Source organism: Stappia sp. ES.058 (assembly GCF_900105595.1).
In the GTDB taxonomy this organism is placed as follows: Bacteria; Pseudomonadota; Alphaproteobacteria; order Rhizobiales; family Stappiaceae; genus Stappia.
Genome location: NZ_LT629784.1, coordinates 517,239 through 530,456 on the forward strand (window position 1 = coordinate 517,239; position 13,218 = coordinate 530,456).

14 protein-coding genes are annotated in these 13,218 nt (G+C 65.3%); 7 read left to right on the forward strand and 7 right to left on the reverse strand.

What is annotated here, in order from left to right; all coding sequences use genetic code 11:
- Window positions 1-7: 7 nt before the first annotated feature.
- From BLU32_RS02475 to BLU32_RS02485, 3 genes are all read left to right on the forward strand, one after another.
- Window positions 8-751: a TlyA family RNA methyltransferase gene (locus tag BLU32_RS02475; RefSeq protein WP_093804836.1), complete on the forward strand. Its 744-nt coding sequence runs from the start codon at window positions 8-10 to the stop codon at window positions 749-751.
- Between the two features lie 80 nt (window positions 752-831).
- Window positions 832-2,091 carry a class I SAM-dependent RNA methyltransferase gene (locus tag BLU32_RS02480; protein WP_093804837.1) on the forward strand — a complete coding sequence of 420 codons (1,260 nt, stop codon included), beginning with the start codon at window positions 832-834 and terminating at the stop codon, window positions 2,089-2,091.
- Between the two features lie 36 nt (window positions 2,092-2,127).
- The gene (locus BLU32_RS02485) at window positions 2,128-3,231 is read left to right on the forward strand and encodes a class I SAM-dependent methyltransferase (protein WP_093804838.1); all 1,104 of its coding nucleotides are present in this window, start codon (window positions 2,128-2,130) and stop codon (window positions 3,229-3,231) included.
- A gap of 18 nt (window positions 3,232-3,249) precedes the next feature.
- On the opposite strand, the gene BLU32_RS02490 is transcribed toward BLU32_RS02485, so the two are convergent.
- From BLU32_RS02490 to BLU32_RS02500, 3 genes are all read right to left on the reverse strand, one after another.
- Window positions 3,250-3,504, reverse strand: coding sequence for an exodeoxyribonuclease VII small subunit (locus BLU32_RS02490; protein WP_093804839.1), 255 nt, complete (start codon window positions 3,502-3,504; stop codon window positions 3,250-3,252).
- Between the two features lie 105 nt (window positions 3,505-3,609).
- Window positions 3,610-4,539 (reverse strand): histone deacetylase family protein, encoded by a 930-nt coding sequence (locus BLU32_RS02495; RefSeq protein ID WP_172838521.1) that lies wholly within the window; start codon window positions 4,537-4,539, stop codon window positions 3,610-3,612.
- Window positions 4,540-4,916: 377 nt separating this feature from the next.
- Window positions 4,917-5,921 carry an L-threonylcarbamoyladenylate synthase gene (locus BLU32_RS02500; protein WP_093804840.1) on the reverse strand — a complete coding sequence of 335 codons (1,005 nt, stop codon included), beginning with the start codon at window positions 5,919-5,921 and terminating at the stop codon, window positions 4,917-4,919.
- A 189-nt stretch (window positions 5,922-6,110) separates the two neighbouring features.
- Here BLU32_RS02500 and BLU32_RS02505 point away from each other — a divergent pair, with 189 nt between their 5' ends.
- From BLU32_RS02505 to BLU32_RS02515, 3 genes are all read left to right on the forward strand, one after another.
- Window positions 6,111-7,880 (forward strand): acyl-CoA dehydrogenase, encoded by a 1,770-nt coding sequence (locus BLU32_RS02505; RefSeq protein WP_093804841.1) that lies wholly within the window; start codon window positions 6,111-6,113, stop codon window positions 7,878-7,880.
- A gap of 54 nt (window positions 7,881-7,934) precedes the next feature.
- On the forward strand, window positions 7,935-8,687 hold the full coding sequence (locus tag BLU32_RS02510; protein WP_093804842.1) for a crotonase/enoyl-CoA hydratase family protein: 753 nt from the start codon (window positions 7,935-7,937) through the stop codon (window positions 8,685-8,687).
- Between the two features lie 69 nt (window positions 8,688-8,756).
- Window positions 8,757-9,620, forward strand: coding sequence for an NAD(P)-dependent oxidoreductase (locus BLU32_RS02515; protein WP_093804843.1), 864 nt, complete (start codon window positions 8,757-8,759; stop codon window positions 9,618-9,620).
- A 20-nt stretch (window positions 9,621-9,640) separates the two neighbouring features.
- Here BLU32_RS02515 and BLU32_RS22410 read toward each other — a convergent pair whose 3' ends face one another.
- From BLU32_RS22410 to BLU32_RS02525, 3 genes are all read right to left on the reverse strand, one after another.
- Window positions 9,641-9,775 carry a hypothetical protein gene (locus BLU32_RS22410; RefSeq protein ID WP_256371426.1) on the reverse strand — a complete coding sequence of 45 codons (135 nt, stop codon included), beginning with the start codon at window positions 9,773-9,775 and terminating at the stop codon, window positions 9,641-9,643.
- Window positions 9,776-9,792: 17 nt separating this feature from the next.
- Window positions 9,793-10,773, reverse strand: coding sequence for a DnaJ C-terminal domain-containing protein (locus BLU32_RS02520; RefSeq protein WP_093804844.1), 981 nt, complete (start codon window positions 10,771-10,773; stop codon window positions 9,793-9,795).
- A gap of 117 nt (window positions 10,774-10,890) precedes the next feature.
- Window positions 10,891-11,382 (reverse strand): RT0821/Lpp0805 family surface protein, encoded by a 492-nt coding sequence (locus tag BLU32_RS02525; protein ID WP_093804845.1) that lies wholly within the window; start codon window positions 11,380-11,382, stop codon window positions 10,891-10,893.
- 222 nt (window positions 11,383-11,604) lie between these two features.
- Between BLU32_RS02525 and BLU32_RS02530 the strand changes: the two genes are divergently transcribed.
- On the forward strand, window positions 11,605-12,186 hold the full coding sequence (locus tag BLU32_RS02530; protein WP_093804846.1) for a GNAT family N-acetyltransferase: 582 nt from the start codon (window positions 11,605-11,607) through the stop codon (window positions 12,184-12,186).
- On the opposite strand, the gene BLU32_RS02535 is transcribed toward BLU32_RS02530, so the two are convergent.
- The gene (locus BLU32_RS02535) at window positions 12,164-13,138 is read right to left on the reverse strand and encodes a CorA family divalent cation transporter (protein ID WP_208976963.1); all 975 of its coding nucleotides are present in this window, start codon (window positions 13,136-13,138) and stop codon (window positions 12,164-12,166) included. The genes BLU32_RS02530 and BLU32_RS02535 overlap by 23 nt on opposite strands.
- Window positions 13,139-13,218: the final 80 nt, after the last annotated feature.

The following is a 13,218-nucleotide window of genomic DNA, read 5'->3' on the forward strand; positions in this document are numbered from 1 at the left end:
GCGCGCGATGGCTGAACGCGACCGCCTCGATACGGTGATGGTCACGCGCGGCCTTGCCGAAACGCGCGCCCGTGCCCGCGACGCGATCCTGCGCGGCACGGTGTCCATCGACGGGCAAGTGGTGGCAAAGCCGGGCCAGAAGATCGCGCTCGATGCGCAAATCACGGCCGGAGATCCCGCAGCCGGATACGTCTCGCGCGCCGCGCTCAAGATCAGGCACGCGCTGGAGGTCTTTGCGATTGATGTCGTGGGCCAGACCGCGCTCGATCTCGGCGCGTCGACAGGGGGGTTCACGCAGGTGCTTCTGGAAGAGGGCGCCGCTCGCGTCCACGCCGTTGATGTCGGGCGCGACCAGCTTCACCCGCGCCTTTCGGCCGATCCCCGGGTCAATCGGCGCGACGGGGTCAATGCGCGCGTGCTGACGCTGGACGACCTTGAGGGCGAGCGCCCCGGGATCGTCGTCTCCGACATGAGTTTCATTTCGCTGCGTCTGGCGCTGCCGCCTGCGCTTGATCTCGCCGCGTCCGGCGCGCATGGGGTCTTTCTGGTCAAGCCGCAATTCGAGATCGGGCGCGAGGGCGTTGGCAAGAAGGGGTTGGTGGAACCGAAGGCGGCGGAACGCACCGCACGGGACCTGGCCGACTGGTTCGATGCGCGGCCCGGCTGGTCTGCAACGGGGTTCGAGCCGTCGCCGATCACCGGTGGCGACGGCAATCGCGAATGGCTGCTTGCCGGGCGCAAGGACGGCTGACGGGTGTTGCAAGGCGTCGCTGACGCGGTCGGATGTGCGATTGTCTTGCCTTTCCGCGTGCATCCCTGTAACCGGCGCGGATGACAAGCGAGATCACCTGCACAATCGAGACTTTGGCCCACAAGGGCGAGGGGCGTGCCGAGACGGCCGACGGCCCCCTCCATGTTCCCTTCACGTTGCCCGGCGAAACCGTGCGCATCGCCCTCGACGGAACGCGGGCCCGTCTTCTCGAGGTCGTGACGCCCTCTGGCGACCGGGTGGAGCCGCTGTGCCCGCACTTTGGAACATGCGGTGGCTGTGCGCTTCAGCACATGGGTCAGCGTGCGATCCTCGCCTGGAAACGCCAGCAGGTCATCGCCGCCCTTTCCGCGCGTGGTTTTGAAGACATCGAAGACCTCGTCGAGCCGACGGTGGATGCGACTGGCGATGGGCGCCGCCGCGCGGTCTTCGCCGCCGCCCGTGCCGGATCGCGGGTGATGCTCGGCTTTCACGAACGCGCAAGTCATCGGCTTGTGGATTTGCGGGTCTGTCCGGTCGTGCTTCCGGAAATCGTATCGGCTCTGGATGATCTTCGCGACCTGGCGTCGCTGGTGATGCCGCGCAAGGGCGAGGTGTCGCTTACGGTTCTGGCGACCCCGAACGGCCTCGACGTGGCGCTCGCAACGCCCGCGAAAATTTCCCCCCGCAGCGTGCCGCAGATTGTCGAAACCGCGATGGGCGCCGGTTTCGCGCGGCTGTCGCTCAATGGCGAAACGCTGGTGGAGGCGCGCGCACCGGCGCTGTCCGTCGACGGATTGCCCGTCGTTCCACCGCCCGGCGGCTTCGTGCAGGCAACGCAAGCCGGTGAGCAGGCTTTGGCAAAGCGCGTGCTTGCCTGTGTCGGCAAGGCACGCCACGTTGCCGACCTCTTCGCCGGGTCCGGCACCTTCGCGCTCAGGCTCGCCCGCCAAGCCCGTGTTCATGCGCTGGAAGGCGACCGCGCGGCTTTGAAGAGTCTGGACGCGGCGATGCGGGCCGGGGCGGGCGCCTTGCGCGAGATCCGCTGCGAGCGCCGCGACCTGTTCCGCAATCCGCTCACCGTCATCGATCTCGACGATTTCGGCGAGGGCTATGATGCGGTCGTCTTCGATCCGCCGCGCGCGGGTGCGGAAGCGCAGGTGCGTGAGCTTGCGCTGTCCAAGGTGAAGACGGTGGTGGCTGTGTCCTGCAATCCGGCGACCTTGGCGCGCGATTTGCGCCATCTCGTTGACGGTGGCTATCGGCTTCAATCGGTGCTGCCCGTGGATCAGTTCCGCTTTTCGCCCCATATTGAGGTTGTGGCAGGCCTGACGCGCGACTGATCGCGTGGCCGCTTGTCGACACGACAGGAGGCCGAAATGGCAGAAACCGCGCTTTCGATCTGGACCCGACGCGCGCGCTATGCCGCGCGGCAAGGCGCGCGCGTGACATGGTTTGCGGCCCATGGCGAGTTGGCGCAGGCCATCACCCGTCGCGTTTCCCGCAGGCACCGCACAGGAGAGGCGCAGGCACACCCCACCGCCGCGCCGCGAAAACCGCGCGGCAACACGCCCGATCAGCGGCAGCTGTTTGCGCAGATCGCCGAACTCTTCCGGCGCGACCTCGCCAACATCGAAGCGGGTCACTATCCCGTGCCGGACGGCGAATTCGGCTCGCCGCTCAGGTTTCTGGATCTCAGCCGTCGGTTTCTGCAGGACGTGCCGGAAGTCGCCCGCCGCCGTGTGACCGGCGCGCATCAGGAGGTGTTCGAGGCAACGCGGGAGGCGCCGAACGGCTTGCCGCGCTACTATCGCCAGAACTTCCACTATCAGACCGACGGCTGGCTCTCGCGCGACAGCGCGCGCATCTATGATTTTCAGGTCGAGGTGCTGTTCAAGGGGGCGACCGCGGCCATGCGGCGCCAGGCGCTGGTGCCGTTGTCGCAGCTGATGCGCGAGAAGGACCAGCGCCATGTTGCCTATGCCGATATCGCCTGCGGTACCGGTGGGCTGTTGACGCCGGCGCTTGGCGCCTTTCCGCGACTGCGCGGTGTCGGGGTGGATCTGTCGCACCCTTATCTCCAGCATGCCCGAGCGGCACTTCCCCGCCGGTCCCGCGCCCGCGCGGCCTTCGTGACGGCTCCGGCGGAAGCCTTGCCCTTCGCCGACGACAGCCTCGACGTCGCAAGCTGCGTCTATCTGTTCCACGAGTTGCCGCCCAAGATCCGCCGCGCCGTGGCCGGGGAACTTGCCCGTGTCCTGAAGCCCGGTGGCAGGCTGATTTTCGCCGACAGTCTTCAGGCCGGCGACCTGCCGGAAAACGACGGTCTGCTGGAGATGTTTCCGGCGCTCTTTCACGAGCCTTATTATTCGGGATATCTGACGGACGATCTCGACGGTGCCTTCGCTGCCGCCGGACTGGCGCGCCGCGAACTCACTTGCGCCTTCCTGACGCGCATCGCAGTCTACGAAAAGCCTGAGTAGCGCCGCGCGGCGTGCCGGTCAGTCGACGTCGAGCGGCACCGTGCCCGTCGCGCTGCCATCTTCGGCGAGCTGGATTTTTTCGACCTTGGCCTCCGCCGACTTGAGCAGCCGGTCGCACTGGCGCCGAAGCGCATCGCCGCGCGAATAGAGCTTGATGCTTTCCTCAAGCGGCACGTCGCCGCGTTCCAGCCGGCCGACGATCTCCTCAAGCTCCTTGAGCGCCGCCTCGAAGGACATGGCCTCAATTTCCGGATCTGTGCGCTCGCTGGTCAAGAAGGGCTCCTGCGGATCAATATGCCTGTGGAGCGATCGTAAAGACCGGCAGGCACAGGGGCAAGGTACCCGCCGACGTCGTGAACAGCAAAACCTTCGTCTGGATCAGGCGGTCATCAAAGTCATGACATGCGCGGCAACAGAGCGCGCCAGACCTTCCAGATCGTAGCCGCCTTCCAAGAGTGAAACGACGCGGCCCTCGCACTTCCGGTCGGCGAACTCCATCAGTTTGGCGGTGGCCCATGCAAAATCGGCCTCGACCAGCCGCAATCCGCCGAGCGGGTCGCGTACATGCGCATCGAAACCCGCGGAAATGATTACGAGATCCGGCGAGAACGCTTCCAGTCGCGGCAGGATCGCGACCTCCATCGCCTCGCGGAACTCCGCGCCGCCGTCACCGGCGGACAGCGGGGCGTTGACGATCGTGTCGGCGTCACCGCGCTCGTTGGCCGCCCCCGACCCGGGGTAGAGCGGCATCTGGTGCGTGGAGCAATACATCACCGTGGGGTCGTTCCAGAAGATGTCTTGCGTCCCATTGCCGTGATGCACGTCGAAGTCGACGATGGCGATCCGTTCCGCGTCATAGGCGGACTGGGCGTAACGCGCGGCCACCGCGGCATTGTTGAAGAAGCAAAAGCCCATGGCCCGCGCCCGCTCGGCATGATGGCCCGGCGGACGGCTGGCGGAAAAGGCGTTGGTCACCTTCTTTTCCATCACCTCGTCGACGGCGCGGCACGCGCCGCCCACGCCGCGCATCACCGCCTCCCAACTGCCCGGTGACAGGGTGGTGTCGGCATCGATGCGGACCAGCCCGTCGGTCGGTGCGGAGGTGTGCAGCATGTCGATGTAGTCCGACGGATGAGCGCGGGCGATATCGACGATGCGCCCCATCGGGGCGATGTCGCGTTCCAGCGACTGAAAGCGCTCGTGCTCCAGGATTCGGTCTATGGCGCGGATGCGATCCGGCCGTTCGGGATGACCCACGGGCGTCAGATGATCGAGGTAGGATGTGTGATGCAGGAACAGAGTGGCCAAGCGCGTTTCCTCAAAGTGCTTTTTCGCAAAGCGATTGCCGGCATCAGACCGGTAGCGCGCCAAGCTGTCAATGCGAGAGGTCAAACGGTGGCGGCAATCGCATGCTGCCGGAACACAAAAAACCGGGACCGCATTTTCATGACGGTCCCGGGGCGCAAGGTGCGGGCGTGAGACGGCCCGTTGGGGAGGGTCGGTGCAGACTGCATTCCATTTGTAATACTAAATGATTCGCGGTGGCCTTTGAAGGCGAAAGCCCCGATTGGGGGAATATTATTTCATAATGACCGCAATATACTGTAAAAAATCACAATAATAGCCGTAAATAATGTCAAATCTTGCGATAAGCGGTCGCAGCCGCGCCCGCGTTGCCACACGGGTCATGTCGCCGGTCGTGGCGCGGCGGCCCGGCGCAGCCGGTCATTGATCGCTTCGCCAAGGCCGTTTTCCGGCACGGGCATGACGGCGATGCTGTGCGCGCCGGAGGAATCGAGACGGCGAAGCGCCTGAAACAGCCTGGCGGCCGCTTGTGTGAGATCGCCGTCGGGGCTCAGGTTTTCCACGGCAACCGCCTGCTCCGCGTCTTGCGGAAGGTCAGGTCCGAAGCGCATCAGCGCCTCGCCCGGCAGAACCTCGGTCGCGTTCAGCCGCACGCGGGCGCCCGGTGCATAGTGGGAACTCAACATGCCGGGAGCCTGAGGCGCCTCGGTCGTGGTCGCGGAGGCCGCAGGAGCGGCAAGGCGCGCGCCGAGCAACTGTTCGATGCGTTCCCGAGCGATGCCGCCCGGGCGCAGGAGAACGGCCTCAGGTCCTGTCAGGCCGACAATGGTCGATTCCACGCCCACCGGCGTCGGTCCGGCATCGATCAGCATGGCAAGCGCCGGGCCAAGGTCCCCGGCCACGGCGTTCGCCGTTGTTCCGGAAATGCGGCCGGAGCGGTTGGCGCTCGGTGCGGCCAGCGGCGCGCCGACGGCCCTTGCGAGCGCCCGCATGACGGGAGCGGCCGGAACCCTGAGGGCAATGCTGTCGAGCCCGGCCGTGGCCAGGTCGCAGACCGGACTGTCTGCCCGCTTCGGCAGCACGAGTGTCAGCGCGCCGGGCCAGAAGGCCTCGGCGAGCGCAAGGGCCCGGGCGTTGAACAGCGCGTGGCGCTGCGCGGCCTCCAGGCTTTCGACATGTGCGATCAGCGGGTTGAAATGCGGGCGGCCCTTGGCGGCGAAGATCGCGGCACAGGCCGTCGGATTGCTGGCGTCGGCCGCAAGTCCGTAAACGGTTTCCGTCGGCACGCCGACAAGGCGACCGGCCTTGAGCGCGGCAACCGCTTGAGCGAATTCGGGCACCGCACTTGGATCGGTCGTGTCAGGAGAGAATGTCCAGCGCTGCATGCGGTCTTGCCTGTCGGATCGAAACGGGTCGATGTGAATGTCGCGGGCGAGGACCCTCGCAGTGCGACGCAGCCTGTTGACGTTTACGTCAACACGGACCATCTTCGCGTCAATAAAATGCCCGACCGGTTCTGCGGCGTCTTCCGCGATCCGTCAAGCAGCCTGAAAGAACAGAGAGGATTACGCTGGATGTATCGCGCGCCCGTTTCGGAGATCGCATTCACCTTGAAGGAAGTCGCCGGCCTCGCCGATGTCGTTGCACAGGAAGGGGCCGGCGATCTGTCGCCCGATCTGGTGGACGCCATTCTGGAAGAGGCGGGCCGCTTTGCGGCCGAGGAAATTGCCCCGCTGAACGGGGTCGGCGACAAGGTCGGCGCAACCCTTGCCGACGACGCGGTCACCATGCCTCCGGGATGGAAGGCGGCCTATCGCGCCTGGACCGAAGGCGGCTGGAATGCGCTCACCGGCGCGCCGGAATTTGGCGGGCAGGGTCTGCCGATGATGCTGCATGCGGCCGCCCTGGAAATGTGGAACTCCGGGTCCATGGCTTTTGCGATCGGACCGACATTGACGATGGGTGCGGTAGAGGCGCTTGAAAAACACGCGACGCCCGAGCTGCGCGACACCTATCTGCCCAAGCTGATTTCGGGCGAGTGGATGGGCACGATGAACCTGACCGAGCCGCAGGCGGGCTCGGACCTGAACGCCCTGCGGGCGAAGGCGGAGCGTGCCGAGGATGGCACCTACCGGATTTTCGGGCAGAAGATCTATATCACCTACGGCGAGCACGACTTCACCGACAATATCGTTCATCTGGTGTTGGCTCGCCTGCCGGACGCGCCGGCCGGCACGCGCGGCATCTCGCTGTTCCTGGTGCCGAAATTCCTCGTCAACGAGGATGGCTCGCCGGGGGCGCGCAACGATGTGCGCTGCGCCGGCATCGAGCACAAGCTGGGCATTCACGCCTCGCCCACCTGCACGATGGCCTATGGCGACGAGGGCGGCGCGGTTGGCTGGTTGATCGGCGAGGAAAACCGCGGCCTCGCCTGCATGTTCACGATGATGAACAACGCCCGGCTGTCTGTCGGGATCCAGGGCCTCGGCGTCGCCGAACGTGCCACCCAGCAGGCACTGGAATATGCGCTGGAGCGCCGCCAGGGCCGCGCGCCGGGCGAGACGGGCGACGGCATGAGCCCGATTGCCGGACACCCCGACATCAAGCGCAGCCTGCTTGCGATGCAGGCTTGGACGCAGGTTGCCCGCTCGGTGTGCTTTTGCACCGCACATGCGCTCGATATGGCGCGTCTCGATGGAGACACGGCGGTACGTGCCCGCTGGAGCGAGCGCGCCGCGCTGCTGACCCCTGTCGCAAAGGCGCTGTCCACGGATATCGGCGTGGAGGTTGCCTCTATCGGCGTTCAGGTGCATGGCGGCATGGGTTATGTCGAGGAAACGGGTGCCGCACAGCACCTGCGCGATGCGCGTATTGCCCCGATTTATGAAGGTACCAACGGCATTCAGGCCATCGACCTGGTGGCGCGCAAGCTGCCGCTGTCCGGCGGGGAAACCATCCGCGGCCTGATCGCCGAACTCGACGCCATCGCCACGGCGGCAAAGCTGGCGGAGAGCGATCTTGGCGCGAGCGGCGCGCATCTCGACGCCGCCATCGCGCATCTTCGCGAGGCGGTCGACTGGCTGCTTGAAGCCCTTGCCGACGGACGCCAGGCGGAAGCGCTTGCCGGCGCAACACCTTTTCTGCGGCTGCTCGGGACGGTCTTCGGCGGTGCGATGCTGGCCAAGGGGGCGCTTGCAAGCCTTGGCGACAACACGCCGGCCGGGGAGCGCCGGCGTCTGCTGGCGCGTTATTTCGCCGCCGCGCATCTGGGAGAAGCCGGTGCACTCAAGGCGCAGGTCCTGCAGGCATCCGCCGATGTGCTCGCCTATGACCCGGCCGCCTGAGACAACGAAACGTCCTGCGGCGCTGTCGCTCAACCGCATCCCACGAGGACCAAGATGATCGAGATCCACACCGAGGCCGGCGTCCAGACGCTGCGCCTCAATCGCCCGGCAAAGAAGAATGCGCTGACCGGCGAGATGTATACGGCATTGGCCGAGGCGCTGGAGCGCGGCAATGCCGACCCGGATGTTCGCGTGCATCTGGTTTGCGGTGTGCCCGGCGCCTTCACCTCCGGAAACGACATCGCGGATTTTTTGAGTTTCGCGGCCGACGGCAACATGACGGATGCTCCGGTCGTGCGGTTCCTGCGGGCGCTGGCCGCCTGCGAGACGCCGATTGTCGCGGCGGTGGACGGGCTTGCCATTGGTGTTGGCACGACGATGCTGTTTCATTGCGACATGGTGTTCGCCAGTCCGCGCGCGCTTTTCAAGACGCCCTTCATCGATCTGGGTCTTGTGCCGGAGGCGGGCGCAAGCCTGCTGGCGCCGGCGCGTATGGGCCATGCGCGCGCGTTCGAACTGCTGTGTCTTGGGGAGAGCTTCGATCCGGTGATGGCGAAGACATCCGGTTTCGTCAATCACATCGCGCCCGAAGAGGATCTGGAGGCGCGCGCCCGTGCTTGCGCCAGGGCGATTGCCGACAAGCCGGCGGAGGCGATGCGTCTGTCGCGGGCGTTGCTGATCGGCGACCGCACGGCGTTGCGCGAGCGCATGGAGGAGGAGATCAGGCTGTTTTCCAAGTGCTTGCAATCCGAAACCGCACGGGCCGCCTTCACCGGGTTTCTCGACAAGGCTGGAAGAACGCAGTGACGAACGCGCGAGCAGGCTCCATTTACACCAAGACGAGAGGGCGCGGGCAGCGCCTGCCGGGAGGATAGAATGTCACTTGAGGGCAAGACGCTTTTCATCACGGGGGCATCGCGCGGGATCGGCAAGGCCATCGCCCTGCGCGCCGCGCGCGACGGCGCGAATGTCGCCATCGCTGCCAAGACCGCCGAGCCGCATCCCAAACTCGAAGGCACGATCCATACAGCCGCCGCGGAAATCGAGGCAGCGGGCGGCCAGGCGCTGCCGCTGGTCGTCGATGTGCGCGACGATGAGCGGGTCAAACAGGCGATGGCGGAAACCGCCGAGCGCTTCGGCGGGATCGATATTCTGGTGAACAACGCCAGCGCGATCCAGCTCACGCCGCTCGCCGAGACCGACATGAAGCGGTTCGACCTGATGCATCAGATCAACACGCGCGGAACGCTGGCCTGTTCCAAGCATGCAATCCCCTATCTGGAGCAGGCGGCCAACCCGCATATTCTGATGCTGTCGCCGCCGCTCGACATGAGCGAGAAATGGTTCGCCCCGTTCACGCCCTATGCGATTGCCAAATACGGCATGAGCCTTGCGGTTCTAGGCCTGTCGGGCGAATTGAAGAGCAAGGGGATTGCCGTCAATGCGCTGTGGCCGCGCACCACCATCGGGACGGCCGCGGTGCGCAACATCATCGGTGGTGACGAGATGATTGCCAAGAGCCGGACGCCGGAGATCCTGTCGGATGCCGCTTATGCGATCTTCACCAGCCCTGCATGGGAGTTCACCGGCAACTTCCTGATCGACGACAGCTTCCTGATGCTGCGCGGCGTGACCGACTTCGACAAATACCGCGTGGATCCGACGCAGCCGTTGATGCCGGATTTCTTCGTCCCGGACGACAGTGTGCCGCCGGCGAGCCTCGACAAGGTCAGGGACTGAGTTCGGCTGGAAGGCCGGACCTACCAGCCCATTGCCTTCCAGTACAGCGCTCCGAGGAAGGCTGTGATGCAGACGAAGAGCGCCACCCCGCGCAGAACGGGATGGCGCTCTTCGTCATGAGCCGGACGTCGACGCTTTTTTCGCGGGTCGGCCATGGTGCATCCCGCCCGCGTCAGCCGAACTCGGATCCGCGCGGACGATAGGGCCGCAGTTCCTTCCAGGCCCGCATCAGGGTCGCGAGTTCCTCGTCGTCTTCTTCGGGCAGCACGATGCGTGGCGTGACGAGCAGATCGCCGCGCCCGCCGTTCTTGTTGGGCAGGCCCTTGCCCTTCAGCCGCATCGTCTTGCCGCCGGCGGCACTCGGCGTGATCGTCAGATTGACCGCTCCGTCCAGCGTCGGCACGCGGACCTTTTCGCCAAGAACGGCCTCATAAAGGGTGATCGGAAGCTCAAGCTTGAGATCGTCGTCGCTCGGGGTGAACAGCGCATGGCGGGCAAGCCGCACCTCGACGATGGCATCGCCAGCGCCGCCGCCATGCTCGCCCGGGTGCCCCTGACCGCGCAGGCGGATCTTCTCGCCGTCCACAGTCCCGTCGGGGAGTTTGACGTCGACCGACTTGCCGTTCGGCAGTGTCACGCGGGCCTTGCGTTCATGGACGAGCTGTTCGAGCGTGACGCGGGCGGTGATCTGAACGTCCTGTCCGCGTTTGGGCTGTGGGCCGCGACCGCCCATCCCGGCACCCATGCCAGGGCCCGCGCCGCCGGCAAACCCGCCACCGCGCGCCCGGCCGCCGAAGCCGCCGAGAATATCGTTCAGGATGTCGTCGAAGCCGCCCGCCTGGCCTTGCTGCTGGTAGCCGCGCTGGTTGCGCGCCTGGCGAAAGATGTCGCTGTCGCTGAATCCGTCGAACCCGTGGGCCTGAAAGCGCGGTTTTCCTTCCGCGTCGATCTCGCCACGGTCGAACTGGGCCCGCTTTTCCTTGTCGCCCAGGATTTCATAAGCCTGGCTGGCTTCGGAAAAGCGCTCCTGCGCCGACGGATTGTCGGCGTTTTGATCCGGATGGTAGGTCTTTGCGAGCTTCCGGTATGCTCGCTTGATGTCCGCCTCGCTCGCCGACTTGCTGACGCCGAGGACGCTGTAAGGGTCACGCATGGCTCCGACCGCGGTTAGGAAGTGTCAGGACGGGTATATACCCGTGTTGTGCTCAAGAGCCATATGGGAATTTATAGGAATAAAATCCAGATGCCGATTTGACCGATGACGGTTTCATCAGCCGTTCGGGAAAGCGGCATCGTCGCCGCCGTCGCCGTCCTTGGCCATCAGCTGGATGACGGCCCAGTCCTGCATCGCATCCTGGCAGGCGACGCCGCGGTAGGCGCGCACGCCGCCGATCGTGTTGGCAGTGGTTTCGAAGCGCGCGCAGCCGGTCCCGGTTGCGACCGTTTCGTCTGTGAGGGCGACGATCGTGCCGGAATTGCCGCTCAATGGATTGTTCCAAGCGAATGGCGGTGCGCCGACGGCACCGTCGCGCGCGGTGGCAATGGCCTTGGCAATCACTGCGCGGTCCTGCCGGCTGATGTCGACGTCGGCCTCGTTCTGCTGTCCGTCGATCGAGCCGGTGAGGTCCAGCGGCGTGGTGATATCTGCACTGCCCACGGGCATGGAGACGCCGCCGCAAGCCCCGGCCAGCAACGCAAGCGCAACGCAAGCACCAATGCGAGGGGCGCTCGTGACAGGGAAGGCGAAGCGTGTGTGTTTCATGGGGCGATGTCCCGCAGCCGGCGCGGGGCGATATTCCCCGCAGCGCATCGTTCAACCGTCGGTCGATGTGACGTCTTTGCAACAGGGTGAAGGAGAAGCCTTAACAAAGTGTGAGTCCGTTCAATCTGCGATTCCGGTTTCGTTTCCGATGCAGCGGGTTATCAAGGACAGCGGTGCCTCCGGCGCCGAAACCCCCTTGCTTCGCCTCTTCGGGATACCGACATGCCTCACCCCGATTCCCTTGCCGCGCCCGAGATCCTCACCCCGCGCCTTCGCCTGCGTGGGCACGGGTCAACTGACCTGGCGTATTGCCAGGCGTTGTGGGGCGATATCGACGTCGTGCGTCACATCACCGGCCGACCGGCTTCGCGGGAGGAAACCTGGGGGCGCCTGCTGCGCTACGCCGGACACTGGCGCATGCTTGGATACGGCTACTGGGTCCTTGAGGACCGCGTCACCGGTGCATTTGTCGGCGAGGCGGGGCTTGCCGATTACCAGCGCGACATCACGCCGTCTCTTGCTGACTACGCGGAAATCGGCTGGCTGGTTTCCCCGAGTTGGCATGGGCGCGGACTTGCCACGGAAGCCGTTCGGGCGATTCTCGCCTGGGGCGACGCGAATCTCACGAAACCCTGTGTGGCATGTCTGATTTCCCCGGACAACCACCCCTCGCTGCGGCTGGCGGAGCGCCTTGGCTTTCGGCTGTGGACGCAAACGACCTATCGCGGCGATGCGGTGGTGCTCTATCGCCGGGACGGTGGCACAGGTGACGGCTCCGGCATCAAAGAAGCTTCTTCCATCTGAAATAGAGGAAGGTCACAAGCACCGAGGCGATCATGATCGCGATGGAAAATGGATAGCCGTAGGTCCAGGTGAGTTCCGGCATGCCCTCGAAATTCATGCCGTAGATCGAGGCGATCAGCGTCGGCGGTAGAAACACCACGGCGAGCACCGAGAAGATCTTGATGATCTGGTTCTGCTCGAGATTGACCAGTCCGACCGTGGCATCGAGCAGGAAGTTGAGCTTGGCGTCGAGGGCGTTGGCATGCTCGCGGACGGAGCGGATGTCCCTGCCGAGCGCCTTGCACTGGCCGCGCTGGGCGCTTGTGAGCCGCAGGGTCTTTGCGTGCAATGTCAGATAGACGAAGAGCCGCTCGAGGCTGGCGCAGGACTCATGCATGCGCGCGACCTTGAGACCGATTTCGCCGATCCTTTTGATGGTCGCCTTGTAGGAGGCGGCCTTGCGGCTGTCGATGCCCTGTCCGAAGACGGCGCTGGAGATCGCGTCGAATTCGGCGGAGGCCTCCTCGATCACATCGGCGGCGCGGTCGGCGATGGCATCAAGCAGGGCGAAAAGAATGTCGATGCCGGTCGCACCCTGCACCATGCCGGCCGAGAGACGGCGCGCCGCAAGATCGACGGACCGCGTCTCGCTGTGGCGGATCGTCACAATGCGCTCGGGTGTTGCGACGATCTTGAGGGTGGACACCATCGGATCCGGATCGCGGACAATGAGCGGCAGCACCGCCGTCATCACCAGCGCGCCTTGTGTTTCGTAAAGGCGTTCGGAGGTTTCGATCGCGCCGATGTCTTCCCCGCTTGGCACGGGAGCGCCGATCCACACGCTTGCGGCATGGCGTTCGTCGGCGTCTGGCGAGGAAAGGTCGAGCCAGACGGCATCGACGGGTACGGGCTCGGCCGGTTGGATTGCCTGGGCACGCAATCCGGCGCCGTTGCGCACATAGGCGGTCATCATGGTGCTCGCACTCCCACTAAAGTCGGCTTGCCCGGACCCGATCCGACCTGTGTGACACCATGATGAAGGAAGATGACCGG

Excerpts from the sequence above, each read along its gene's own strand:
- BLU32_RS22410 (WP_256371426.1), bottom strand. The coding sequence starts at position 9,775 with ATGGCCGACCCGCGAAAAAAGCGTCGACGTCCGGCTCATGACGAAGAG.
- BLU32_RS02510 (WP_093804842.1), top strand. The coding sequence starts at position 7,935 with ATGATCGAGATCCACACCGAGGCCGGCGTCCAGACGCTGCGCCTCAAT.
- BLU32_RS02480 (WP_093804837.1), top strand. The coding sequence starts at position 832 with ATGACAAGCGAGATCACCTGCACAATCGAGACTTTGGCCCACAAGGGC.
- BLU32_RS02520 (WP_093804844.1), bottom strand. The coding sequence starts at position 10,773 with ATGCGTGACCCTTACAGCGTCCTCGGCGTCAGCAAGTCGGCGAGCGAG.
- BLU32_RS02535 (WP_208976963.1), bottom strand. The coding sequence starts at position 13,138 with ATGATGACCGCCTATGTGCGCAACGGCGCCGGATTGCGTGCCCAGGCA.
- BLU32_RS02515 (WP_093804843.1), top strand. The coding sequence starts at position 8,757 with ATGTCACTTGAGGGCAAGACGCTTTTCATCACGGGGGCATCGCGCGGG.
- BLU32_RS02525 (WP_093804845.1), bottom strand. The coding sequence starts at position 11,382 with ATGAAACACACACGCTTCGCCTTCCCTGTCACGAGCGCCCCTCGCATT.
- BLU32_RS02475 (WP_093804836.1), top strand. The coding sequence starts at position 8 with ATGGCTGAACGCGACCGCCTCGATACGGTGATGGTCACGCGCGGCCTT.
- BLU32_RS02500 (WP_093804840.1), bottom strand. The coding sequence starts at position 5,921 with ATGCAGCGCTGGACATTCTCTCCTGACACGACCGATCCAAGTGCGGTG.
- BLU32_RS02485 (WP_093804838.1), top strand. The coding sequence starts at position 2,128 with ATGGCAGAAACCGCGCTTTCGATCTGGACCCGACGCGCGCGCTATGCC.
- BLU32_RS02505 (WP_093804841.1), top strand. The coding sequence starts at position 6,111 with ATGTATCGCGCGCCCGTTTCGGAGATCGCATTCACCTTGAAGGAAGTC.
- BLU32_RS02530 (WP_093804846.1), top strand. The coding sequence starts at position 11,605 with ATGCCTCACCCCGATTCCCTTGCCGCGCCCGAGATCCTCACCCCGCGC.